Annotated in this window: 20 protein-coding genes; 9 read left to right on the top strand and 11 right to left on the bottom strand. The window is 42.6% G+C overall.

Annotation, left to right across the window (positions count from 1 at the left end; translation table 11 throughout):
* Positions 1-32: 32 nt before the first annotated feature.
* The gene (gene asnB, locus ACIQXQ_RS04600) at positions 33-1,880 is read right to left on the bottom strand and encodes an asparagine synthase (glutamine-hydrolyzing) (RefSeq protein ID WP_402867753.1); all 1,848 of its coding nucleotides are present in this window, start codon (positions 1,878-1,880) and stop codon (positions 33-35) included.
* A gap of 306 nt (positions 1,881-2,186) precedes the next feature.
* Here asnB and ACIQXQ_RS04595 point away from each other — a divergent pair, with 306 nt between their 5' ends.
* On the top strand, positions 2,187-2,753 hold the full coding sequence (locus ACIQXQ_RS04595; protein WP_402867752.1) for a DUF2777 domain-containing protein: 567 nt from the start codon (positions 2,187-2,189) through the stop codon (positions 2,751-2,753).
* Between the two features lie 69 nt (positions 2,754-2,822).
* Here the strand turns inward: ACIQXQ_RS04595 and ACIQXQ_RS04590 are convergent, their stop codons facing one another.
* The 3 genes from ACIQXQ_RS04590 to ACIQXQ_RS04580 form a co-directional block, all read right to left on the bottom strand.
* Complete coding sequence (locus tag ACIQXQ_RS04590; RefSeq protein WP_402867751.1) at positions 2,823-3,167, bottom strand: YisL family protein; 345 nt, start codon at positions 3,165-3,167, stop codon at positions 2,823-2,825.
* A gap of 115 nt (positions 3,168-3,282) precedes the next feature.
* Positions 3,283-4,473, bottom strand: coding sequence for a DUF418 domain-containing protein (locus tag ACIQXQ_RS04585; protein ID WP_402955832.1), 1,191 nt, complete (start codon positions 4,471-4,473; stop codon positions 3,283-3,285).
* A gap of 142 nt (positions 4,474-4,615) precedes the next feature.
* Positions 4,616-6,208 (bottom strand): long-chain-fatty-acid--CoA ligase, encoded by a 1,593-nt coding sequence (locus ACIQXQ_RS04580; protein WP_402955829.1) that lies wholly within the window; start codon positions 6,206-6,208, stop codon positions 4,616-4,618.
* A 228-nt stretch (positions 6,209-6,436) separates the two neighbouring features.
* On the opposite strand from ACIQXQ_RS04580, the gene ACIQXQ_RS04575 reads away from it, so the two are divergent.
* The 6 genes from ACIQXQ_RS04575 (at position 6,437) to ACIQXQ_RS04550 (ending at position 8,414) form a co-directional block, all read left to right on the top strand.
* Positions 6,437-6,658: a spore germination protein gene (locus ACIQXQ_RS04575; RefSeq protein ID WP_402867748.1), complete on the top strand. Its 222-nt coding sequence runs from the start codon at positions 6,437-6,439 to the stop codon at positions 6,656-6,658.
* Positions 6,659-6,681: 23 nt separating this feature from the next.
* Entirely contained in the window at positions 6,682-6,888 is a 207-nt protein-coding gene (locus tag ACIQXQ_RS04570) for a spore germination protein GerPB (RefSeq protein WP_402955826.1), read from the top strand.
* 89 nt (positions 6,889-6,977) lie between these two features.
* Positions 6,978-7,589 carry a spore germination protein GerPC gene (gene gerPC / locus ACIQXQ_RS04565; RefSeq protein WP_402955823.1) on the top strand — a complete coding sequence of 204 codons (612 nt, stop codon included), beginning with the start codon at positions 6,978-6,980 and terminating at the stop codon, positions 7,587-7,589.
* Positions 7,579-7,758: a spore gernimation protein GerPD gene (locus ACIQXQ_RS04560; RefSeq protein WP_402867745.1), complete on the top strand. Its 180-nt coding sequence runs from the start codon at positions 7,579-7,581 to the stop codon at positions 7,756-7,758. The genes gerPC and ACIQXQ_RS04560 overlap by 11 nt, the downstream gene beginning before the upstream one ends.
* A gap of 5 nt (positions 7,759-7,763) precedes the next feature.
* The gene (locus ACIQXQ_RS04555; RefSeq protein WP_402867744.1) at positions 7,764-8,183 is read left to right on the top strand and encodes a spore germination protein GerPE; all 420 of its coding nucleotides are present in this window, start codon (positions 7,764-7,766) and stop codon (positions 8,181-8,183) included.
* Between the two features lie 12 nt (positions 8,184-8,195).
* On the top strand, positions 8,196-8,414 hold the full coding sequence (locus ACIQXQ_RS04550) for a spore germination protein (protein ID WP_402867743.1): 219 nt from the start codon (positions 8,196-8,198) through the stop codon (positions 8,412-8,414).
* Positions 8,415-8,592: 178 nt separating this feature from the next.
* Here the strand turns inward: ACIQXQ_RS04550 and ACIQXQ_RS04545 are convergent, their stop codons facing one another.
* Positions 8,593-9,852 carry a S8 family peptidase gene (locus ACIQXQ_RS04545; protein WP_402955820.1) on the bottom strand — a complete coding sequence of 420 codons (1,260 nt, stop codon included), beginning with the start codon at positions 9,850-9,852 and terminating at the stop codon, positions 8,593-8,595.
* Between the two features lie 499 nt (positions 9,853-10,351).
* Positions 10,352-11,515 carry a tryptophan synthase subunit beta gene (trpB, locus tag ACIQXQ_RS04540; RefSeq protein WP_402867741.1) on the bottom strand — a complete coding sequence of 388 codons (1,164 nt, stop codon included), beginning with the start codon at positions 11,513-11,515 and terminating at the stop codon, positions 10,352-10,354.
* Between the two features lie 334 nt (positions 11,516-11,849).
* Between trpB and ACIQXQ_RS04535 the strand changes: the two genes are divergently transcribed.
* The gene (locus ACIQXQ_RS04535; protein ID WP_402955817.1) at positions 11,850-12,626 is read left to right on the top strand and encodes a class I SAM-dependent methyltransferase; all 777 of its coding nucleotides are present in this window, start codon (positions 11,850-11,852) and stop codon (positions 12,624-12,626) included.
* Positions 12,627-12,746: 120 nt separating this feature from the next.
* On the opposite strand, the gene addA is transcribed toward ACIQXQ_RS04535, so the two are convergent.
* The 4 genes from addA to ACIQXQ_RS04515 form a co-directional block, all read right to left on the bottom strand.
* Positions 12,747-16,484 carry a helicase-exonuclease AddAB subunit AddA gene (gene addA / locus ACIQXQ_RS04530; protein WP_402955814.1) on the bottom strand — a complete coding sequence of 1,246 codons (3,738 nt, stop codon included), beginning with the start codon at positions 16,482-16,484 and terminating at the stop codon, positions 12,747-12,749.
* Positions 16,481-19,975: a helicase-exonuclease AddAB subunit AddB gene (gene addB / locus ACIQXQ_RS04525; RefSeq protein WP_402955811.1), complete on the bottom strand. Its 3,495-nt coding sequence runs from the start codon at positions 19,973-19,975 to the stop codon at positions 16,481-16,483. The genes addA and addB overlap by 4 nt, the downstream gene beginning before the upstream one ends.
* Positions 19,976-20,163: 188 nt before the next feature.
* Entirely contained in the window at positions 20,164-20,727 is a 564-nt protein-coding gene (gene lepB / locus ACIQXQ_RS04520) for a signal peptidase I (RefSeq protein ID WP_402956038.1), read from the bottom strand.
* Positions 20,728-20,760: 33 nt separating this feature from the next.
* A complete protein-coding gene (locus ACIQXQ_RS04515; RefSeq protein WP_402867737.1) occupies positions 20,761-21,375 on the bottom strand; it encodes a TVP38/TMEM64 family protein in 615 nt (204 codons plus the stop codon).
* Positions 21,376-21,661: 286 nt separating this feature from the next.
* On the opposite strand from ACIQXQ_RS04515, the gene ACIQXQ_RS04510 reads away from it, so the two are divergent.
* Positions 21,662-22,036 carry a YhjD family protein gene (locus ACIQXQ_RS04510; RefSeq protein WP_402955807.1) on the top strand — a complete coding sequence of 125 codons (375 nt, stop codon included), beginning with the start codon at positions 21,662-21,664 and terminating at the stop codon, positions 22,034-22,036.
* A gap of 57 nt (positions 22,037-22,093) precedes the next feature.
* On the opposite strand, the gene ACIQXQ_RS04505 is transcribed toward ACIQXQ_RS04510, so the two are convergent.
* Positions 22,094-22,927 (bottom strand): methyl-accepting chemotaxis protein, encoded by an 834-nt coding sequence (locus ACIQXQ_RS04505; RefSeq protein ID WP_402955802.1) that lies wholly within the window; start codon positions 22,925-22,927, stop codon positions 22,094-22,096.
* Positions 22,928-23,088: the final 161 nt, after the last annotated feature.

The raw sequence follows: 23,088 nt of genomic DNA, 5'->3' as shown, positions 1-23,088 counted from the left end.
GCAAAGCGTACAATACGCTGAGCCCCTTTTTTTCAATCAATGATTTGGATATCATATTGTTTGAACCACACATCTATTTGAGCCAAGTGGGCGAGTAACTGAGGACCTGACATTAATTGACCGAACCAAGGGACCTTAAAGGCGGCGCCTTTCGAATCAACTATATCGGTCATTTTCTGTTGATCGAATAACTCGTGAAGAACCGAACTTTTGTCAGTCAGGATATCTTTCAACCACGTCTGAACTCGATCAGTGTAGACAGGGTTATGTGTCTTGGGATACGGGCTTTTCTTGCGGTATAACACTTCATCTGGCAACATCCCTTCTAATGCTTTACGTAATATCCCCTTCTCCCGGTTACCGGTCATCTTCATTTCCCAAGGGATGTTCCAAGCATATTCAACAAGTCGGTGATCCGCAAACGGAACGCGCACTTCAAGGCTTGCACCCATACTCATCCGATCTTTCCGATCGAGCAATGTTGTCATGAACCATAATAAATTTACATAGAATAGCTCCCTGCGCTTAGCCTCTTCCCCACTTTCCCCTTCTAATCTAGGAGTTTCCAGAACCGTAGTCAAATACGCATCATTTGCATATTCCTCCAGTTTTAATTTTTCATGCCAGCCCTCTTTCAATAGCGATTGCCTTTCACCAGTCGACCTCATCCAAGGAAAACCAGTGCGATTTAAATCATCGGCACGATGAAACCATGGATAGCCGCCGAAAATTTCATCCGCACATTCCCCTGATAACCCCACCACGAAATCTTGTTTTATTTCTTTGCAGAACCAAAGCAAAGAGGAATCGACATCCGCCATTCCCGGTAGGTCCCGGACTTGGACAGCTTCGATTAAATAGTCGGTCAGCTGCTCTTGAGTAATGACGGCAGAATGATGCACGGTGTTGAATGTATCCGACATCTTTTTGATCCATGGTCCGTCAGAGTTAGGCTGGAATTCATTTGCCTTGAAGTATTTTTCATTATCTTCATAATCAATGGAATACGTATGAAGCCTTCCTTTGCCTTCATCCATATAGGCATTCGCTGCTATGGCCGTAATCGCACTTGAATCCACCCCACCTGACAAAAAGCTACAGAGCGGAACATCGGAGACGAGTTGCCTGGTCACGGCATCTTTTACTAGAAAGCGTACTTTTTCAGATGTCTCATCTAGTGAATCACGATGTTCCTCACTCTGAACATTCCAGTATCTCCATATTCTCATCCCTTTTCTTGATAAAGTAAGGGCATGGGCCGGCCTTAATTCTTTAACATCATGAAAGACACCAGAACCCGGCGTCCTGGATGGGCCCACCCCTAATACTTGGGCTAAACCTTCCCTATCAATTTCTGTTTTGACATCAGGATGGGCTAGAATGGCTTTTATCTCAGAACCAAAAATGAACCCGCCTTTCCTTTCAGCATAGAAGAAAGGCTTAACTCCCATTCGGTCCCTTCCAATGAATAATTTCTGTTCATTTTCATCCCAAATGGCAAAGGCGAAAATCCCATTGAACAATTCGACGCATTTTTCTTTCCATTCTATATAAGAAGTTAGTAAAACTTCTGTATCAGAATGCCCCTTAAAGGAATATCCTTTTAATAATAGCTGTTTTCGAATGTCTTCGGTGTTATACAATTCGCCGTTGTAACAAAGGGTATATCTTCCGTTTCCATGTTCCTTTGTCATCGGCTGTTTTCCACCCTCTGCATCGACAACTGTTAATCTTTTATGACCAAAGGCGACGTGGGTATCACTCCATACATTCTCCTCGTCTGGACCCCTCTTAGCCAAAGTTTTCGTCATCTGTTCGAGTGTTTCAGTTTCCGTCCGTAAATTCTTTTGAAAATGCACCCAACCTGTAATTCCACACATCACACTTCACCCTTTCCATCTGGACGATCAAATCATATAGCCTTCTGCCTTTTAAGCAATTAGGTATCCATATTTATGTTCCGGCTTCGAATCCCAGCATCGTTACAGCACCATTCCGTGGAAGCCCTTTGCCCCCACCCTTGTTGTGACAAAATAGAGTGGGAAAGGAAGGCATCCCTGTTTAACATAGCCTATGCAAAGATGGAAAGTTGGTTATTTGTCCATAATATTTAAAAATATACCGTTATATTTTCATTGGATTTTGACTAAAAAGTAGGTGAGGATTCCCCTATTGGAGGTATAAGCATGAGTCAGCAACATCGAACGAAGTTAATGAACAGACAAACACGAGCGTTTACCGAAGGAACTGTGGAAAATATCAATCAGCAATGGATCTTTTTTGACGATGAAACCGATGAGGCATCATCGATTGAAGATCACGTTCAGAGCATCATTGAAGTTTATAGAGGGGGAAGATGGCAGCAGGGCATATTGGAAGCGGAGGGGAAAATCCACCTTCACAGGGATTTCACTTTCCTGAGGGACAATGAACCCATAAGGATTCGAAAAAAACTATTATATTCGTTTGAACGTTTATTGGAGGAATTGAACGATGATTCTTTTTTCCAGTTTGTCACGACCCTGAATTCGCTGGACTTCTCTATTTATGATTGTATATATAGCTACAATCAGCTCACTTTTTTAAGGGAGCTCACCAATCAATCCGGCGTGAATTTCTTCACTTTTGATAACGAGACCCAAATCTGTCTCGTCCAGCACCATTTTTCCTATGGTAAAAAGGATCATGACCGTTTTGAATTCACCCTTAATACAGGGAAACGGATCATCATCGAAAAAGTGAATTCCCACTAATTCCTTGTAAAGTTTGCATACAAAAAAGGACAAATGAGATGAAACCCATTTGTCCTTTTTCAATCATGATTAAAACAAGTCAAAACCTTGTGGTAGGGATAATCCTAGATAAAGGACGAATATAAAAGCAACGACGAATAATGCCCACATCGCGCTTACAGCTTTTCCTTTTTTCCTACGGACCAATACCATTTCCATCGCGGCAATCACGATGATTCCTACAATCATTTTCACTGCATATGCACCAAAGTCAGTAATTAGCATTCCACCTGTAAGGAAAATCAAAAGGAAGAATACACGTGTGATCATGTGCATCATTTTGGCTTTCGGGCTTCCATTTTTAAGCATGGAATATGTTACAAAGAAAAGAATGATTCCGATAACCCAAGTCGTTATGTGTAAGTGAGTTCCCATTTACTTGCCCCCTCGTTCAATATCAATCTCATCATAACATAGGCTTTTACATAAAAACAAAAGTAAGGTGCCCGTATCTCGCTCAAATAAGGCAGTTTTGCGAACATTCCTCCCCTCACTTATCATTCCGTATCATAACGGGCTTTTTGCCATACGAGACATATCGCCAGACAAATTCCACCGGACCGAACCGGAATCGCTTCATCCACCAGAAGCTTAACAAGACTTGTATAGAAAAGACTACGATCATCAGGAGAAACCCTTCCGTATAAGTCACTTTCCCATACAACCCAAAACCATATGAATAAAAAATGAATGTACAGACAATCGATTGAAATAGGTAATTGCTCATCGACATCCTTCCTACCAAAGCTAAGGGATATAGCAACTTGTAAGCCCACGCCTTTTCAACCAACAGTGTGATTGCAGTAATATAAAACATCGTCAGCAGCGGTCCGCCAAAGTAATCCTGGATGAATGTCGTCCCATAACCGTAATCCGTCACATACGGTAGGACCTTGATCGCCACCCCTGTTAACAGGCTTATAATCGCTATCACCCTTATTGGACGTTTATAACGGGCAGGATTTTGAAGCCATCCCTGCTTGGCTACACCAGCTCCAATTAAAAAGAAAGGAAAAATGGAGAGGAAGAGGAAGATGACATTCGTTGGACCATTAACCATATACCAGTCTGCCATTCTTTGTCCCGTCACTTCCATAAAAGAACCCGCAGAATATATCTCTTGGGATTGTTTGATTAACTCGACCTCATTTTGAATGTCCATCAATCCACTATCCACAAAGCTCATAATAAGGAAAAAAAGCCCGAACACGCCGAATGGAACAATATATAAGAACGATCCAAGCCAAATCAGATACTTCCCTTTCCATTTATAGAATAATAAAAACGCAAACCCGAACACTGCGTAATTAACAAGGATGTCTCCATGCCAAATGAAAAAGGCATGGATGCACCCTACCACTAATAAAAAGCAAAGCCGCTTCGTAAACAGCAAAGGAAACGAGATGCCTTTATCTTCACTCCGTGCAGCCAAGATAACGGCGCCAAATCCAAACAAACATGCAAACAAGGGGTAAAAACTCGCCTGGGCGATAATATCGCTACCTATGTACAAGATACGGTCCCAGCCTTCACCCCAATATTCAACACCACTACTATACAAGATGGGCGTATGAAACGAAGGCATATTCACTAAAAAAATCCCTAAAATGGCCAAACCTCTTAATAAATCAATGCTGGCAATCCTTTTGCTTTCCTGTAAAGGGGCCATTGCAGTTTTCATCATTTCACATCCTCATTCACTAATTACTCCATTATAAATGAGCCTGGGAAATTTAGTTGTATATTTATTCCTTTCCCAATCATAAAGGCTGACAAACGACTAGAAAAAACGCTGCTCATTATAGAGCAGCGCGGACCATCTTTTAATTGACGAATCTTCCCGTTTTCCCTTTAGCTTCCCAATAATCATTGCGAAGATGGATTTTCTGGATTTTCCCCGATGCCGTTTTTGGCAACTCCCTTACGAATGAGACGCTGGTCACAGCCTTGAAATGGGCTAGTTTTTCTCTTGTGAAAGCTAGAATATCGGCTTCCGTTAATTGAACCCCTGGTTTTGGCACGATGAAAGCATGTGGCGTTTCCCCCCATTTTTCATGAGGGACCGCGATGACTGCCGCTTCTAGGATGCCCTCGTGCTCATATAAAGTCCCTTCCACTTCAATGGATGAGATATTCTCCCCACCGCTTATGATAATGTCTTTCTTGCGGTCTACGATATCTATATTCCCATCACTATCCATGGTCGCCATATCCCCTGTATGCAACCACCCATTTTTCAACGCCTGCATCGTGGCCTCTTCATTTTTCCAATATCCCAACATGACTCCATGACTGCGAACAATGACTTCACCGACATCAACCCCGTCACGCGCTACTTCTTCACCATTGTCATGTACCACCCTTACCTCACTGCCTATGGAGGGGTAACCGGCTTTCGCCTTCATTTTGTATTTTTCCCTTTCTGGAAGTCCATCGAATTCAGAGCGGGGTACCGAAAGCAAACTCATTGGAGTGGATTCCGTCATGCCATAGATTTGGATGAACTCCCACCCCAATTCTTTTTCCACCCTTGTGACAAAGGCCGGCGGAGGTGCGGAACCAGCCACGACGATTCGAATTTCCTGTTCTAGCTTCGGTACATTCTTTTCATAATATTGGAACAATGAATTAAGGACGGTTGGCGCCATATGCATGATGGTCACCTTATGTTTCTCAAGCGCCTTGAATATGGAATCAGGTGTTGTTTTTCTCAAGCAAACTTGCGTCGCACCATTGGCCGTATAATAAAAAGGGGCACCCCACCCATTCACATGGAACATCGGCAGGACATGCATATATGTATCGCGATCATTGACCCTGAAATGGTGCATGGCACTAAGGGCATGTAAATAGTTATTGCGATGGGTGAGCATGACCCCTTTAGGGTTACCGGTTGTGCCACTTGTATATAAGAGACTCGATACGTCATTCTCATCCACTTGTTCCCGATGGAAGCCTTCTTTGTCAAACCTCTCCAGCCAGACATTGTAATCGATTTCATTTGTATCGCCTGCTTTATAGTGCACGATGATATGCTCCACTGATTTCAGCTGGTCCTTAACCGATGAGATAAGGTGATACAAATCCTGATCCACAAAAAGGACCCTTGATTCACTATGATTCAAAATGAATACATAATCCGCCGGCGTCAACCGAATGTTCAAAGGCACCATTACAGCCCCAAGCTGGAACGCCCCATAAAAACCTTCAAGCATTTCAATCGAGTTCGGTGCAAGATAAGCCACTTTATCCCCCTTTTTAATCCCAAGGTCACTCAATCCATGGGAAAGCTGGTTGACCCTTCCATTCAGCTCCTGATATGTCAGGACCTTATCGTCCCCGATAATCGCTTTCTTGTCAGCATAAAGTGAAGCTGCCCTGTCCAGAAAATGTGATAGCACTAAAGGCACATTCATCCAATCACCCCTCATTCAATTTGTTTGAAAATTATGAATTTATCATTATATTACCATATTTGTATATCGTTTACCAACACCAAACATCACAGGTTTCTAAGCTGCTAAGGGATAGGCAATTGAATCACATCAATAAAGGAAAATCATAGAATACAGTGAAGCATCCATTCAAAATAGACTTGCTGCTTGTAAATAAGGGATAAACCAGAATAAAAAAGGGTGATTTTCATGCCGGCCATCGTAGGAGTTATTCAAGTGATCAATGTCGGGAGCAGTGGCGTTGTCCATATTGGCGACGTTTTTAAGATCAGCCCATATTCCGCTTCAAAAACGTTTGCAGGTGCTGGCTCTTTTAATACAGGCGAATCCATTTCACTTTACAACGCTTACAGTACCACTAACACAAACGATTCAGATGGTGTCGATCAGCCAGTAGCATTAAACCTCTAGCATTTTTTTGAAAGGAGGACATCATGATCTTCAATATCCACCAAACGATCCAAATCAATATGATAAAAATCGAAAGCATAACCAATTCATCTGTTTTTCAAATAGGGAGTGCCGGAGTGATTAAGCCTTACTCCACCTTAGCCAATACAGGTGGATTCACTGAACCCGCTCCACTTCTTGAAGATGATATGGTCCCTGAGACTAGCTTCGTCCCATTTAGCCCTCCCTAATCCTAATCCATAGGCATTCACCTACATGAGGCAATTTCATATACTGCCATATATGAAGTTATCATTAGGTGAAGGTGAGGTGTTTAATCGTGAATCATGATTTATATTCGTACTCCATACAAATGCAGCGATTTCTTGAAGCCCAGGATAAACGAATTATGAAGCTTGAACACGAACTCAAACGCCTGACAGATGAACTTGCCGAAATGAAGAATAAACCCCCAATCCACGTGGATAAAATTGAATATAAATTTGATCAGTTAAAAGTCGAGTCATTAGACGGAACGTTGAATATCGGTTTGAATCCTAATGATTTAAATAATATTGATGAATTCGCTGTCAACAATCAACCCATCCAACCTGCCCCTTTTCTATTTCCAGGACGTGAAATTGTCGCTCAGGAGATTTATAATGACATTCTTTCAGGATTGGAGGATATGATCCGTGATACGGAAGGCCAGCTCCAGATCACATTGGAACCCTCATATCACGACTTCATGAGACAGGATGTGAAACGCCAGCTTCATCAGCGTATCAATATGTACTTTGACAACCTTTCACATGCTGAACGTGCACCTCAGCAGCGTGATAATGTGAAAGAAAAGATCACGGAAAAAGTAAGATCGGATATTCAAACAGCGTTGATACAATTCATTACCAACTCACATTCCGAGACAGGAGGAAATCCAAATGGAGTTTAATGTAACAAACCACCAGCTATGTGTCGGTGATATTAACGTGACGGGGGTAGCGAGTTCCGCCTTATTCCTCATTGGGGACGTACAAACCATCCAGCTATCATCAGCATTCGATACTCCCCCCGAATCACTCATCATCGGACCATTCGTTCCACTCACTCCAAAAGGATAAATCAGATGTTCACAAGAATATCGAAAGTAAAGTCTTTGTCAGCCAAGACCGTCACATTTTCATCCAACCTGCAAATTGGAGACACTGCTTATATCGACGGGGCCGCCAAAGCATTGGCAGTCCAGAAAAAAAGTGATAGCTTTTCCGAACTGGAACCCGATTTCAGTGATTATGAAGTCTTTACACGTCCTTTCTATATCCCGAGGATTTCTGAACCAATCGCGACAACATTCTCGAATCCCAACCCCTTCATTCGCGTTGGGAATGTCGATATCATCGGGATATCTTCATCTTCTATCGTAGGCGTAGGAAACGTAGGTCATATCCGCATGGAATCAAGGATTAAACACATCCGTCAGATTCCGAGGAAAAACGATGAGGCAGGAACAGGCGATAATACATCAGATGGAACAGAAACTGTATAAAGGAGAAATCATATGCCAGCCATTGTAGGTCCAGTACAAATATTTAATGTCGGCTCAGGAAACCTCTTATTCGGGGATGCGGCCGTCATTTCACCGAAATCCGCCAGCAAGTCCGTCACCGGCTCCGGCTCATCGAACACAGGTGCATTCGTTTTTACCGCCAATGGTCTGAACGGAAGCAACGTCCTTGATGTTAATGGGGTAGATCAGCCTATCGCCGGAAATAATTAATGCATGGAAGCCTCCTATTTCTAGGAGGCTTCAATTTGTTGAATTGATGATTTTATTAATAAAGTTTAATAGTGATGTTTCTGTTATATTAAAAAAATATAGATGATGAATGAATTATGAAATGATACACGTTCAAAGGCATTTATCCCTCAGTGATATCATCTGTATAAGGGTTCCGTTATTTTACACGGACAAATCCAAAACCGGATGCATAATCATCACCAGTCGCTGCACCGTATCCACCCTTGATGTCATAAGCTTTTGCTTTTGTTTGTAATTGAGCTCGCACCTGCGCATTAGTCAGGTTCTTATTAGAGGACCAGATTTTAGCCGCCAACCCTGAAACATGTGGTGTTGCCATCGAAGTTCCGCTAATCGTGTTATAGCCGTCGTTTAGCCAAGTTGATTCAATGGCTGAACCCGGAGCTGATACTTCGACATCTTTTTCCTGAATCACATAATCTCCGTCCGTATTCGGATTCCCTCTGGAAGAATAATTAGCCACTCTATATGTCCCGTTAGCCTGAACATTTTCAAGAGCCGCTACAGCCACTGCATTGGGAAGAGCTCCTGGATAACCGATTGTATTCGCTGAATATCCGCTGTTTCCGGCAGCCGCAATGACCAGGACACCTTTGCCATAAGCATAGTCCACTGCACTTGAAATCAAGGAATCTTTCCTGCTTGAACCCAAGGACATCGAGATGATGGTCTTAGACCCTGTGCTCACACTTTGATCGGCTGCATGACGGATAGCTGCCGCAATATCATCGGAATATCCCGAACCATCATCACCCAGTACTTTATATGCCCAAAGTTCGGCTTCAGGAGCCACTCCATATACCCCAAGTCCGTCAGAGCCACCGTTTGCCAAGACAGTTCCGGATACATGTGTTCCATGTCCGTCCCTGTCTGTACAAGAGTTATTGGTGTATGTGGATGAGGTAGTGAAATCTTTGCATTGCTCCACATTTGCTGACAAATCCGTATGCGAAACCGTTGTTCCAGTATCCAACACTGCGATTTTAATACCGTCTCCCCCCGATGTTTTAGTGATGGACGAATCATTGTAGATAGCCTTGATGCCCCATGGCGTTCTCGCGGAAGGAACCGCAGCAGTCGTGGCCTGGCTAGTCGGTTGAACCGTTTGCGCAGTTGTATACTTGTTTACCTTTTCAACTTCTAGATTGCCATTCTTAGTCAACGCATCATATTCTTCGCTGCTTACGTTTGCCGTAAAGCCTTCCTTTCCAAAACTCCGCTCATGCCCAAACTTCTTCTTGGCTTGCGTTATCTCATTCTCAGACCCTTTTAGGTAAACGCGAATATCTTCCTTTTGTACCTTCTCGCTTTGTTTGGCATCCGCTCCATTGGCAAAAATGGAGAAGCTCATCCCGAAACACAGCATAGCCATTCCAATCCTTTTTCCAGTCTTCATCCCGTTTCCCCTCTCTCGCTTTCGCTTTGTATTTGCTATGTATGAAGCTCTCAAGCTGTAAAACTATTTTATTTTAATTTGCCATTAATTAACTATCGGTCGAAACACTCAATTACACTACAGGACAAATATAGGTAAAGCCACCTGCTTTCCGCACAAATAATCGGACTACTAGTCTAGACTCCTCACTTTGAAAGACATGTGATAAGACTAAATACGACAAAATATTCAGAAATCTTATCGTCAAGAATGAAAATAGAATAAATACCTATGTAGATCTTAGCCGAATTATTTTGATAGAGAAAAGACAGGGCAAAAGATTCATCTCATTCATCAACACTAAATAGCTTCTAGACCTTGTTTCAACAACAAATTCGGGTGGCGGCGATGCTTCTTCAAACGATTCATATGTAGGTAAAACTCTTGGACTCTTAATCTTTAAGCAAATTAAAAAGGGTATCAGGACGAATTCATCCCGAAACCCTTTTGTCTCTATACATCATTCACTCAGCATCTTGAATACTTGCTCAACGTCTTTATCGCCGCGTCCTGATAAGTTCACAATCAACACGTCATCCTTTGATAGTTCTTTTGCCAAGACCAGGGCACACGCAACGGCATGCGAACTTTCAAGCGCCGGGATGATTCCCTCCGTTTTGGATAGTACTTGAAAGGCTTCGAGCGCTTCCTCCCCTTTTATGGTTAGATACTCGGCCCTGCCACTTTCCTTCAAGAAACTGTGTTCCGGACCTACGCTAGGATAATCCAAGCCTGCCGCAATGGAAAAAGTCGGCTGTGGTTCCCCTTCCTCATCCAATAACGTCAAACTTTTAAATCCATGCAGCACTGCTGGAACTCCCTGAGATATACTCGGGGCTTCGGCGGGTTCTACACCAATCAAACGAACCTCTGCGTCATCGATATAGTGAGCAAAAGCACCAATGGCATTACTTCCACCACCCGTACACGCAATGATTGCCGTTGGCAGTTTCCCTTCCTTTTCAAGGATTTGTTTTTTCGATTCTTCACTGATGATGGACTGAAAATACTTGACGATTGAAGGATAAGGATGAGGCCCGACAGCAGAACCCAGGAGGTAAAACGTATTTTCATAGTTTTGAACCAAGTCACTCAGCGCCTCATCGACCGCATCCTTTAACCTGCCCTGGCCCTTTTCCACCGGTATGACCTTAGCCCCTAACAATTCCATTCGAAATACATTCAATGCCTGCCGTTCCGTATCCAGCTTGCCCATATAGATGACGCATTCCAAGCCGAACATCGCACAAGCCGTCGCAGTCGCTACACCATGCTGTCCGGCTCCGGTTTCTGCAATGATACGCTTTGCCCCCATCCGTTTAGCGAGCAGTATTTGCCCAATGGCATTATTGATTTTGTGAGCGCCCGTATGATTCAGGTCCTCCCGCTTCAAATAAATTTTTGCACCGCCTATTTTTTTTGTTAGATTTTGTGCAAAGGTCAACGGATTTTCCCTTCCCACATATTCTTTTAAATAGTATTGAAACTCCTCTTTAAATTCAGGATCATCTTTATATTTCATGAAAGCCGCTTCTAAATTATCCATTACTTCTTGAAGTTCTTTAGGTACAAAACTACCACCGAAATCTCCAAAGTATCCTCTGCTCGTCTGTTCTCTCGTCATACTCAACTCTTCTCCTTTACATGCACCATTTTATTTTACAATTCAAGTATACGTGAACGAATCACTTTTTCTCAAATTCTTTTGTTTATATACCTAAAAATGGTCGTTTCCGAAAGACGTAAAGGCTAACTTTACTGTTTTGCCAAAACACGAATTCTTCTCAGATGAAGAGGAAGAAATGAAAGATGCATTTACTGCAAGTGGAGAAACACGCTTCAACGAAGGGTTAGCCTATGTCCATTGTGGCAATTAAATTTCATCATTAACTTTCATTTATTCTTTCATGTATAATTAATTTACTAAATATATCCATATTAACAAAGGGGGAATTAACTTGAAAACACTTCAAAATAAGAATGATAGCTGGAATGCAGATTTATACGATAAAAAGCATTCATTTGTTTCTGAGTATGGTCAAGACTTAGTAGATTTATTAGCACCAAAGCAAGGTGAAAAAATTCTTGACTTAGGCTGCGGGACGGGTGATTTAGCAAATGAATTATCCACTTTCGGTATTGATATCGTTGGTATAGATAACTCTGAAAATATGATTACTCAAGCAAGAATTAAATACCCAAAAATAAAGTTCATGGTTCAAAATGCAGTAGAATTAGACTTCCATAGCGAATTTGATGCTGTATTCTCTAATGCAACTCTTCATTGGGTAAAACCACCAATCCAAGCCCTACAATGTATTTACCACAGCTTAAAAGCAGGGGGAAGATTTGTAGCTGAGTTCGGAGGAAAAGGAAACGTTCAAATCATAACAGATGAAATCATTCAACAAATCGAAAGAGAAGGGATAACGTTTAAGAAAGAAAAATTCCCGTGGTTTTATCCTAGTATTGCTGAATACGCAACTTTAATGGAAGAAGCAGGATTTAGAGTAACCTTTGCTCAACACTACGATAGGCCGACACAATTGGACGGAGATAAAGGGCTGAAAAATTGGATTGCTATGTTTGGTAATCATTTATTTGATGATGTTCCTGAACATAGGATAAAAGATATCATTACAAACATTGAGAATAATTTAAAAGATACTTTGTATAAAGACGGAAATTGGGTAGCTGATTATAAAAGATTACGTGTAATTGGTGTAAAGAAATAAAGAAGGAAGGGAATCAATGGTTCCCTTCCTCCTTCATTTTTTATGAAATTTAAATATCTACCTACGAAAACAGCCATTCAAAAAAGGGGTGTCCCTCAGCTGCAGACCCCCCCTTCTCTTTTACATTTCCAATAAGTGCGAGCCATCAAAGAAAAATAAATAACGGCTTGTCACTTTTTTATTCAAAATCCCTTCAACCGCTCTTGTGTAAAGTTCCAATTGCATACGGTAACGGTCGGCAAGAATGTCTTTCGCACCTTCATATCCACTAGCAAAACGTCCAGTTATCGCATCCGTTTTATAATCCAGCAGAACAAGGCCTTGTTCATCTTCAAAAATACAATCAATGACACCTTGGATCAAGACTTCCTCTTCACCCTTTTCCCAATCACTATAAGCCTCTTTAGCTGGAAGTGACATCGTGAACGGTACTTCACGTCGAATTGTCGGCGCCTTACGCAGCCTCTTTCCAATATCACTTTCAAAGAAATCGATAATCGTTTCCGGATTCACGGCTTCTCTCTGTTCTTCAGTCAACAGCTCGCGCTGAATCAAGTCAACGAGTAATCGCTCAATGGAGGGAATGGTGATGTCCGATGTCAAATCGATATGCTGCATGACTAGATGCGTAATCGTTCCCCTTTCAGCGGGTGTCAGAGATTTTTCTTGCATGAAGACAGGGCGTTTCGTTATCGGGCTCTTGAATTTACGTAATAACTCAGTAGAACTCTGCTCGTCTCTCAGCTCATATTGACGCTTCAACTCTGAAACGGACTGCTTGGATCGATGCACAGTCGCCTCATGTTCCCCATACTCCCAATTCAATTGCTCCTTAACAGCATCGACAAACTCAGATTCCAAGTCCACCTTTTCGGATTTCCGAACATGTTCCAGCAATTGCTCCTGTAAAATAGCTTCTTCCTCATCCAGAACGGTCAATTCCTCCATTGGAATGACAGAGATTGACCAATTTGATGGATGGGATTCCATTTCAAAACCAAACCCAGTAATGCCCTGAAAATCTCGATGACGCACAAGGGAAGGACCAATCCAGTCGAGGTAACTTTTAGCTCCTGCCCGCGCGTGGTCTTTCAGGAGCCATTCCCCATGCATTGCTTGACTTATCCATTTTTGCTGTGTTTTTTCGGCATCACTTATGCTGGCTATCAGATGGAGCTTTTCCTTCGCCCTCGTCAACGCTACATAGAGAACACGCATTTCCTCGGCAATTAACTCCAACTGTTTCTTTTTCTTGAAAGCAAGCTGTGGGAGTGATGGGTACGTTATCCGTAACTCGGAATTGACATACTTCGCCGCAAATCCATAATCCTTATCCAATAAATACGGCTTCCGCAAATCCATCATATTGAATTGTCTCGCAAGGCCTGCAATGAATACAATCGGAAACTCCAACCCCTTTGAGGAATGGATCGTCATCAGGCGTACGACATCTTCCTGTTCACCTAAAGCCCGTGCCGCACCTAAATCATCTCCACGCTCCTGCATTCTTTCGATGAAACGCAAGAAACGGAAGAGCCCACGGAATGAACTCGCTTCATATTGTCTGGCCCGATCATATAATGCCCTTAAATTGGCCTGACGCTGTTTGCCGCCTGGCATTCCACCAGCAAAATCGTAAAATTGGGTTTCGCGGTACAAAAGCCAAATTAAATCCGACAACGCTTCCTGTCTAGCCAGTTTCCGCCACTTCACCAGCTTTTTATAAAAGGTAGAAGCTTTACGATATAGGTCCGGATGCTCATCCGGATCACCCTTCCTATAGAAATCGGCTAGCGCCTCATAATACGTACCTGTGTGGTATAAACGAATTTGAGACATTTCCTCCTCATCCATTCCTACAATCGGAGAGCGGAGAACGGATGCCAATGGGATATCCTGCTGCGGATTATCTATTACTTTCAATAAAGAAATCATGATAGCAACTTCGGTAGCTTCAAAGTATCCAGAGGACAAGTTGGCATAGACAGGAATCCCTTGCTTCTTGAATTCCTCCATAATTTGCGGAGCCCATGGCATAGAACGAAGAAGAATGACCATATCACGGTATGTTGCAGAACGGTATTGCTTGGTTTTCGTATCATAGATTTGCTGTTTCTCGTTTATGGCCTGTTTTATGAGCCTCGCCATCATCCTAGCTTCCAGTTGCGCTTTTTCCAATTCCTCGGCTTCAAAACCTACCTCTGAATCCTCGTTATCCTGTCCGGCTTCACTTGTATCTGCTGCTCCATCAATTAAATGAAGTTCAATGGGATATTCCTTATCTTCGGGATATGGCGCACCTTTTTTCAATTGCGCATCCTCATCATAATCAATCTCACCGACAGTCAGCCCCATTAGTTGCTGAAACAAGAAATTCGTCCCATCAAGCACTTCTCTCCGGCTCCGGAAATTACGGTTTAGATCAATTAGCAATCCCGAATCAGCGCCATCATGGGTAAAGCGCGAATACTTTCCAAGGAACAAATTCGGTTCAGCAAGCCTGAAACGGTAAATCGATTGTTTAACATCGCCCACCATGAACAGATTTCCACTATATTCACCATCTGCCGTCACCAATCTTAAAATGGATTCCTGAACTAGATTCGTATCTTGATACTCATCGACAAGCACCTCTTTGAATTGATTCCGATATTCAATGGCGGCCTCTGACGGCGTGCGTTCCCCATCTATGGTTTCACCCGTCAAAATATCAAGGCAATAATGCTCCAAATCGGCAAAATCAACCAAGTTCTTTTCGGACTTTGCAGCAAAGAACCTTTGTTCAAACTGTTTTACGAGCATGATGAGTGTATCGACATACCCCTTCAATTCCCGGATATCACGTAGATAGCTTTCAGGCTTACGTGAAAAAAGCTCTTCTTGCAGAGATTTAATAATTTTCTTCGCTTTATCACGTTGCTTCGTGGCTTCATCCACAATTTCCTTATTAAAATCTTCTCCCGTACAACGCTTTGCCGTTCCAAACTTCACGTTTTGAATTTCTTCATAAAGAGCATTCCAGGAAGAATCTTTCACGCGGGCCAGTTTCGCGACCAAATCAAGATCGGCTAAATAGTTTTCTGCCCTTGGAGCAGGACCACCCGGAACCTTTGTCAATTCTAGAGATCGCTCCAACAAATCCTTTGCCGTATCCAACTGCAAACCAATATCGAATTGTAGGGACTCGATAAATGGAAGATCATCTATCCCTGCCCCTTCCGCCAGATCATACATCTGGGCTGCATGATTTAGCCATTGGTCGGGATCTGGATTCGAACGGGAGAAATCATACAATGACCGGACAATATTTTGCAGTGCATCATCGTTTCGATCGCTTGTAAAGGCATCGACCAATTTAAAGAATGCTTCATTGTCACCTTGGCCATATTGCTCCTCGAAAAGTTCTTCCATCACTTCATCGCGCAGAAGCTGCGCTTCCGTGGAATCGGCAATCCTGAATCCAGGATCAATATCCGTCAAATAGTAATATTTCCTGATCACTTCTAAACAGAAAGAATGAAGCGTGGAAATGGACGCACGGTTAATCAGGCTTAACTGCTTACGCAAATGCTGTGAATGGGGATTTTTACTGATTTCCTTTTCTAATGCTTCACTAACTCGATGGCGCATTTCGGCGGCCGATGCATTCGTGAAGGTCACCACCAATAGCTCATCCACATCGATTGGATTATCTTCCAATATGACCTTTTGGATAATCCGGTTGACAAGCACCGCTGTTTTCCCGGATCCTGCAGCGGCGGCCACCAAAATATCCTGGTCTTTCGCCCAAATTGCTTTCCATTGTTCTTCTGTCCATGTCACGCCTTCAGGAATGGCGGGAATCATCGTTTTACTCATCTTTCACCCTCCCCCCTTAATAAATCGAGAACATCATTTTGCTTTTTCTGTGGCAAATTCCTAAATTGATTCTCTTCGAGCGACTGATCGAATTGGCAGACGGATTTGAATGAACAGAAAGTACATGGCGTTTTTTCTTTCATTTTATATGGGGTTATGCCAACATCCCCGTCGACCATTCGGTCACCTGACTCTTGATAGACCTTTCGAACATGCTGGTTAAGCAAGGAGAAGTCTTCACGGCTGGCCACTTTAGAGGCCGCTAAAAGAGAACCGTCTTTTTTAAATCCGGCAGGTATGACATCCGATTTACTGGAAGTATCTATATCAAGGGACGTGTCCATCATCTTGATTACGTTGGTTTGATCTAATACTAGGCCGTTCATTTTAAAACTCTTATAAATTTCTTCATCGATTTTATCCAAGCTAAGCATGCCTTTTGATTTCACGACCGGATTATGAACATGGAAATAAAGGACACCGGCTGGAATCGCCTCTTTACCGATAAGCGATTGGGATTGTGAAACGACAATATCGAGATAGGTCAGCATTTGCAGGGCAAGCCCATAGTAGACTTCACTCATGTTCAATTCCTTTTCACTCGATTTATAATCAAGGATACGCAAATAGACGCCACCCTCATCCTCATCGGCCTTATCAACACGGTCAATCCGACCAATCAATTCCATTTTCGTCCCATTTTTCAAAGTGAACGAAAGTGGGGGCAGTTCTCCATTTTTTCCGAAGCCCAGTTCCAAACCGATTGGGGCAAACCCACTAACCTTGGCATGTTCACTCAAGACAATCGAAGCCCGGCCAATCACATGCTCCAGCTTTCTGCGCAAGTAATGATGGCGGTTCGTACTTAGCAGGATTTGATTCTGGAGCTTTGGTGCAAGCTGTTCCACCGCTTTCCTAGCCAACTCCAAACATTGCTCCTTGGTCAAAGAAGACCACGGGATATCATGCTCATTTAAATAATCCGAAATCATTTTTAACGCCCCATGGAACATCTCACCGATATCCGGTGCGTCCAAACGGAAAACCTGTCGTTCCCTTAGTTTCAAGCCATGTGCGGCATAATGGGAAAACGGGCAGCTATTGAACATTTCCATTCTCGATACACTAGTCAGAATGGTTTCGCCATATAATTGCTTACTCGTTTCCTCTGATAGTTTCATGGTTTTATTTTGGTAAAAAAGACTCGATAGCACCTTAGTGGCTGTCGGTCCAACCGTCTCGTCCTCCATGATGGAATTATAGACATCCCACCAAAGCGGATGGATTGGGTAGTTCCGTTTTTTCAACTGTAATTGCGCAGCCAGATAAGACAGGGCCACTTCTGAGTTCGCTGCATATTTCACCTGTTCCCCGGCAGGCAGATCAGATGGATCGTTCATATAAAAAGCCTCGTTCACATGCGGCAATACATCCCTCACTCGTTTTAAATAAGAGGACGGGAGAAGGGATTTTCCCTCTTCATCAGCGAGTGGATAAGATAAATAAAGGGATTCCGAAGGTGTAGTGAAGGCTTTATAGGCCGTGAATTCCTCATCCAAAAGACGAACTTTTGAACTTGGAGCAACATCAAGCCCGCTCGCCAAAAGCATGTCGCGGTCACTATCGGAAAACACTCCATCAGAAACGGCTTTTCCTGGTAAGACCCCTTCATTCAGGCCAATGACGAAAGCCGTCTTCACGTCATCCAATCGGGACAGGTCCAGATTAGCGACAAGGACTTGATCGATTGCCTGTGGCACTAAGGAAAATTCCAATGATTCCAGACCTGCTTCTATAATGATTGCAAACTGTTTCATCGAGATTTCCTCTTCACTTAACAGTTCCACGAATTGATCAAGCAAATCAACAACCGCATTCCACGATTGTTCATGTTCCCTGGCTGACACCAGATCGCCATCCTCTTCTGCTTCAAGCTTCATCTTTTCCAATTTTTCCGGTACATGCAATTCTTCCAAATACAAATAAAGGGCCTCGCATAATTCTCTTCCATTCGCCGACTTCTTCACCCGTTTTGATAGCTTAATGATGGGCTCTGTAAATAGGTGTTTCAAATCATTGAGCTCTTGCTCCAGTTGCATTTCCTTACTCGTCTGGGAACGGTCCTCAAGCTCCAATCCACGGAAGCGACGGTAGGTCCAACGATCTTTTGTGGTCCATCCAGCCCCTTTGATTCCCCTGGCAAGCACGTAGTTCTCAAGTTTGTCTACTTGTTCGCGCATTCTGTCATGACTTTGTTGCAGGGGAAATAGAAGTTCGGTCTTAATGGCACGAAAGACCGGTTCATAACGCCAGAACCCATTGATGATCTCAAGTGTTGACCGGATCAGCTCAATCAATGGGTGATTGAGCATCGTCCGTTTGGAATCGACGAAAAGCGGAATTTGATAGTCACGGAAGACCGTCTGGAGGATATCTTCGTACGCATCCCCATTTCGCATTAGAATCGCAATATCGCGAAAACGGCACTGACCTTGTCTGACAAGCGTCAGGATGTTCCGAGCCACCCCTTCAATCTCCGCTCTTCGGTTAACGGCCTGAGCAATCGTTACACCAGATGGCTGATCGTACTTTTGTGCGGGACGAAGCGCAAAATATGTTTCAAGGTGTTTCAGCCCAGGATTTCGATTGAACTTCGCCGTGCTGTTCAGAATGTGGTCCTGTTCGATAAAGACCCCCGTTCTTTGTCCCGCTTGATAAAGCTGGTTATAGAGATTTCCCGTTTGCCTGAACAAATGCAGATCATCCGGCGCAAATTGCCTATAAGGCTGGTCGAGCGTCAATGCGATGGTCACACTCTTACATAGCTTCATCATTTCTTCCACGATCATTAATTCCTGTGGCGTCAGACTGTAAAAACCATCTATATAGATATCTGCATTTTTTATATACGAAGACTCTGCCATTTTTTCTATCAGTAAAGTGAAATAATCCTCTGAATCTAAATATTTTCCGATCATTTCATCCTCAAATGACTGATAAATGAGCTCAAGATCAGATAATTTATCTTGTACTCCACCACCACCCGGTGACTTTTCGTCCAAATACCTCCGAATATCACCCGGCTGGATGCAGTACTGCTTGAATTCGGCAAGCATCTGCTCCATCTGGGAGACGAATCCTTGCTTGTCCGCTGATCGGCGGAACATTTTCAATTCATCTTTTTTATCCTCCATGATTTTCCGTATCAACATATTAACGCCGACACTGTCCAAATGGATTCGGCTCATGCCACCTGTCTCCTGGAGAACTCGCCATGCAAGCCGGCTAAAACTGAATACTTGCGTCCGAATCATTCCTTCGAGTCCCGGCGTCTTAATTAATTTATATTCTGATAAAAATGTCATCTGATCAGGAACCAGATAGATGATCGGATTCCCTTCAGGATTCTCCATTAGCCCGTTGCGGATTTCATCCAATACCTTCGATGTTTTACCTGTGCCCGACCTTCCAATTAAAAACCGGAGTGACATCTGTTTCCCCCCTTTTTATTTCAATATCTCTAGACCTATCATACCAGAAATACTGTCTATTTTTTGACACGATTCTTCTTCCAATTATGTCTCTTTTCCCTATAGTTTACCGCTTTCTAACGACGAAAACCAACCATACGTTCGTATTCCGTTCAAAAAAAAGCCCTTCCTATAGAGGGCTCCCACAGTCATTCACCTATAAAATCCACATTGAAATCTTGTAATGGCCAATATCTTACATCGACTTTGCCTACTACCTTATCCATTGAAATATAACCTAGGTGCCGGCTATCCTCACTTTCGAGTCGATTATCACCCATAACGAAAAGCTTGCCATCAGGAACTATGGATTTGCCCGTCAATTCTTTCAATGTAAAATCACCCGTAAAATCCTGGCCCGGGTATCCTACCTTTAAATGATCAAGGTAAGGCTCAGTCACTTTCTTACCATTTATGTATAGCCAATCATCCTCATAACGAATATCGTCTCCTTGAACACCTATTACCCGTTTTACATAATTCTCCCCGACATGCGCATGGAAAACTATAATATCAAATCGATTGATATCGCTGATTTGGTATTTCACTTTATTTACAATGAGTTTATCGCCTTCACCCAGTGTAGGTTGCATGGACTCCCCTTCTACGGCATAGCTTGAAAAGAAAAAGGTACGGATCAAGATGTAAATGATAAAGGCTAGCACGCCTGATTTTATCCAGTCGGATACTGAATGCTTTTTTGATTTTCTCAGATTCCCCAACCCCTACTAGTTGTATATTCTAAGCTATTTCCCTTCTTCTTTTTTCATGCTTTTATTTAGCCTTACTTCCAATCTTTTTCCGACAACCCAAAGGATGAAAATGATGATTCCGACAATCACGGTACGTAATGGTTTTTGAATCAATGATACAATATCGTATCCGACGAAACTGATCGTAAAGATCATCACTGCCTTTCCGCCGATTACCGCCAGCGCATATTGTAACGTGCTAACCTTCGAGAGCCCTGCAACGATATTAACGAGGGCAGATGGCGTAAAGGGGAAACAAAGCAAGAGAAACAATGGACTGAAACCATGGCTTTCCACCCAGTTCATCAATCTTTGCACCTGTTTATGTTTCTGAAGAAAACGGAAGAATCTCATCTGTCCATATCGTCTAAAAACAAAAAAGACCAGAAACGCTCCACCTACCGCCCCAATCCAAGAAAATAAAAAACCCCACCATAGGCCAAAAGCTGTAGCATTGGCCACGACAAACACAAATAAAGGTAAAAAAGGCAAAAACGCTTCTAACATCGGCAACAAAATTCCTGGAATCGGGCCGAATGAACGATATTGCTGAATAAGCCCTGATATATGTTCAAGAGTAATCCACTCAAATATAGTATCCAAATTCATGACTATCTCCCTTGGCTTGCTTTCTATTCAAGCAGCATCACATAATAAAACCGTTCTAATTTAGATATAACACTTTCTTCTTAAATTGCAAGAATAATTACCCATCTATCATCATACTTTCCCTAACTCAGGAAATCATAATCTTATTAACGAAAATTTCACGTGATTGACAAAAGCGCTTGCATATCAAATCCACTTAAGTTAGGATATTAAACAGAACATACGTTCTATAAATTATCCGACATACATAAAATAAGAGAACGTTAATTAGAAAGGGGCGGTCATGATGACCCGTATTCCAGAGGCTGACCGAAATATGATTGAAAAAGCCATCTACCTTCCCATGGTGATTACAATCTTAAACCGGGATCTCAAGGTCATCGAATCAAGTCCGTTTAAATTAAAAAGGCCCTATTCAAAACTTATTGAGCGTGCTCTAAAGTCAGTCCAGGAGGATCTCGTCGAGGTTCGTCGCTATTTGCGCAAGGGGAATATCAAGGTAAGCAAATTAAACGGCGACGAATCATTCACGATGTATTGCTTTTTATATAAAGGGTATGAAGAGCATCATAACTATTTCAATCCCCGCCTTCGTAATAAAACGGAAGAGATTCTGTGTTATTACTTTTTTGAAAGGGTGCATAAACCTGAAAAAATTTAACACCCCTGCTTTTTTCGGTGAACAAATAAAAAGCCAACAAAAGCTGTTGACTTCCTCTTATAACTTATCGGTAAATTGATTGAGCTCATCAGACATCTTTTTGATTTCTTCTACAAAAGTTGAAATTTCCTGAATGGAAGCAGCCTGCTCTTGACCCACGGAAGCTATTCGATTAATCGAGGTCCCCATCAGTTTGGTCACTTCTTCGATTTGCACAAGTTTTTCACGAATCAATTCCGTGGATGCGACAGTTTCTTTAGAAAACTTCCTGATTTCCTTAGCCACCACTTCAAACCCTTTGCCTTTTTCACCAGCTCGCGCGGCCTCTATGGCGGCATTTAATCCCAATAAATTGGTTTGGGTCGCCACCCTTTTAATCATTGACAAGATCTCATCCGTATTTTTAACGTCCTCTTCGGCTTTTTCGGAAGATGTAAGAAGTTGGTTGGAAACATCCGCTAAGGTATAGGATCCCTTTGCAATATCCGTAATCCGCTCATTGGCCTGGCTCAGCGATACAGAAATTTGATCCGCAATCGTTCTTAATTCACTTTGCCTGCGTAACTGGATAGCTATGCCACCGATGACTTGATTATTTTTATCATGTAGGGGCACGGCCGTTCCAGTAAACTCGAACCCATAAAAATCAGCTGGTACATCAGCCCTTAATGGTTTATCCTCACTCAATGCCACGGCGAGGGGTTCTTCTGGATTTAACGACTGCCCTTTTTGGATATGCATATTTATACTTTCACCTGGAAAATAAGCAATGAATTTCTCTAAATCACATATGGCAATCGACAAATCAGAAGGCACAGCAGCTTTAATTATAGGTACCATATTTACTAAACTTTCTAGCGATTCGACTTTTCCGTACATTCTGTTATACATTGCTGTAACACTCCATCCTTATTCTAAGGCTAAATATTACCAAAGATTCCCCCTTTAGTAAATATTTTTTCACCCCCTATTCTTTATCATGAATCGAAGGAGGTCCTCCTCCCCTTTGAAAATAACCTAAATAAAGACATTGCCTCCACTAGAGAAACAAC

Origin of the sequence: Peribacillus sp. NPDC097198 (genome assembly GCF_044762055.1) — a bacterium.
GTDB lineage: Bacteria > Bacillota > Bacilli > Bacillales > DSM-1321 > Peribacillus.
The sequence above is the reverse complement of the archived record's forward strand: the minus strand, read 5'-3'. Positions and strand labels throughout refer to the sequence as shown.

Excerpts from the sequence above, each read along its gene's own strand:
- asnB (WP_402867753.1), bottom strand. The coding sequence starts at position 1,880 with ATGTGTGGAATTACAGGTTGGGTGCATTTTCAAAAGAATTTACGGACG.
- ACIQXQ_RS04595 (WP_402867752.1), top strand. The coding sequence starts at position 2,187 with ATGAGTCAGCAACATCGAACGAAGTTAATGAACAGACAAACACGAGCG.
- ACIQXQ_RS04590 (WP_402867751.1), bottom strand. The coding sequence starts at position 3,167 with ATGGGAACTCACTTACACATAACGACTTGGGTTATCGGAATCATTCTT.
- ACIQXQ_RS04585 (WP_402955832.1), bottom strand. The coding sequence starts at position 4,473 with ATGAAAACTGCAATGGCCCCTTTACAGGAAAGCAAAAGGATTGCCAGC.
- ACIQXQ_RS04580 (WP_402955829.1), bottom strand. The coding sequence starts at position 6,208 with ATGAATGTGCCTTTAGTGCTATCACATTTTCTGGACAGGGCAGCTTCA.
- ACIQXQ_RS04575 (WP_402867748.1), top strand. The coding sequence starts at position 6,437 with ATGCCGGCCATCGTAGGAGTTATTCAAGTGATCAATGTCGGGAGCAGT.
- ACIQXQ_RS04570 (WP_402955826.1), top strand. The coding sequence starts at position 6,682 with ATGATCTTCAATATCCACCAAACGATCCAAATCAATATGATAAAAATC.
- ACIQXQ_RS04560 (WP_402867745.1), top strand. The coding sequence starts at position 7,579 with ATGGAGTTTAATGTAACAAACCACCAGCTATGTGTCGGTGATATTAAC.
- ACIQXQ_RS04555 (WP_402867744.1), top strand. The coding sequence starts at position 7,764 with ATGTTCACAAGAATATCGAAAGTAAAGTCTTTGTCAGCCAAGACCGTC.
- ACIQXQ_RS04550 (WP_402867743.1), top strand. The coding sequence starts at position 8,196 with ATGCCAGCCATTGTAGGTCCAGTACAAATATTTAATGTCGGCTCAGGA.
- ACIQXQ_RS04545 (WP_402955820.1), bottom strand. The coding sequence starts at position 9,852 with ATGAAGACTGGAAAAAGGATTGGAATGGCTATGCTGTGTTTCGGGATG.
- trpB (WP_402867741.1), bottom strand. The coding sequence starts at position 11,515 with ATGACGAGAGAACAGACGAGCAGAGGATACTTTGGAGATTTCGGTGGT.
- addA (WP_402955814.1), bottom strand. The coding sequence starts at position 16,484 with ATGAGTAAAACGATGATTCCCGCCATTCCTGAAGGCGTGACATGGACA.
- addB (WP_402955811.1), bottom strand. The coding sequence starts at position 19,975 with ATGTCACTCCGGTTTTTAATTGGAAGGTCGGGCACAGGTAAAACATCG.
- ACIQXQ_RS04515 (WP_402867737.1), bottom strand. The coding sequence starts at position 21,375 with ATGAATTTGGATACTATATTTGAGTGGATTACTCTTGAACATATATCA.
- ACIQXQ_RS04510 (WP_402955807.1), top strand. The coding sequence starts at position 21,662 with ATGACCCGTATTCCAGAGGCTGACCGAAATATGATTGAAAAAGCCATC.
- ACIQXQ_RS04505 (WP_402955802.1), bottom strand. The coding sequence starts at position 22,927 with ATGTATAACAGAATGTACGGAAAAGTCGAATCGCTAGAAAGTTTAGTA.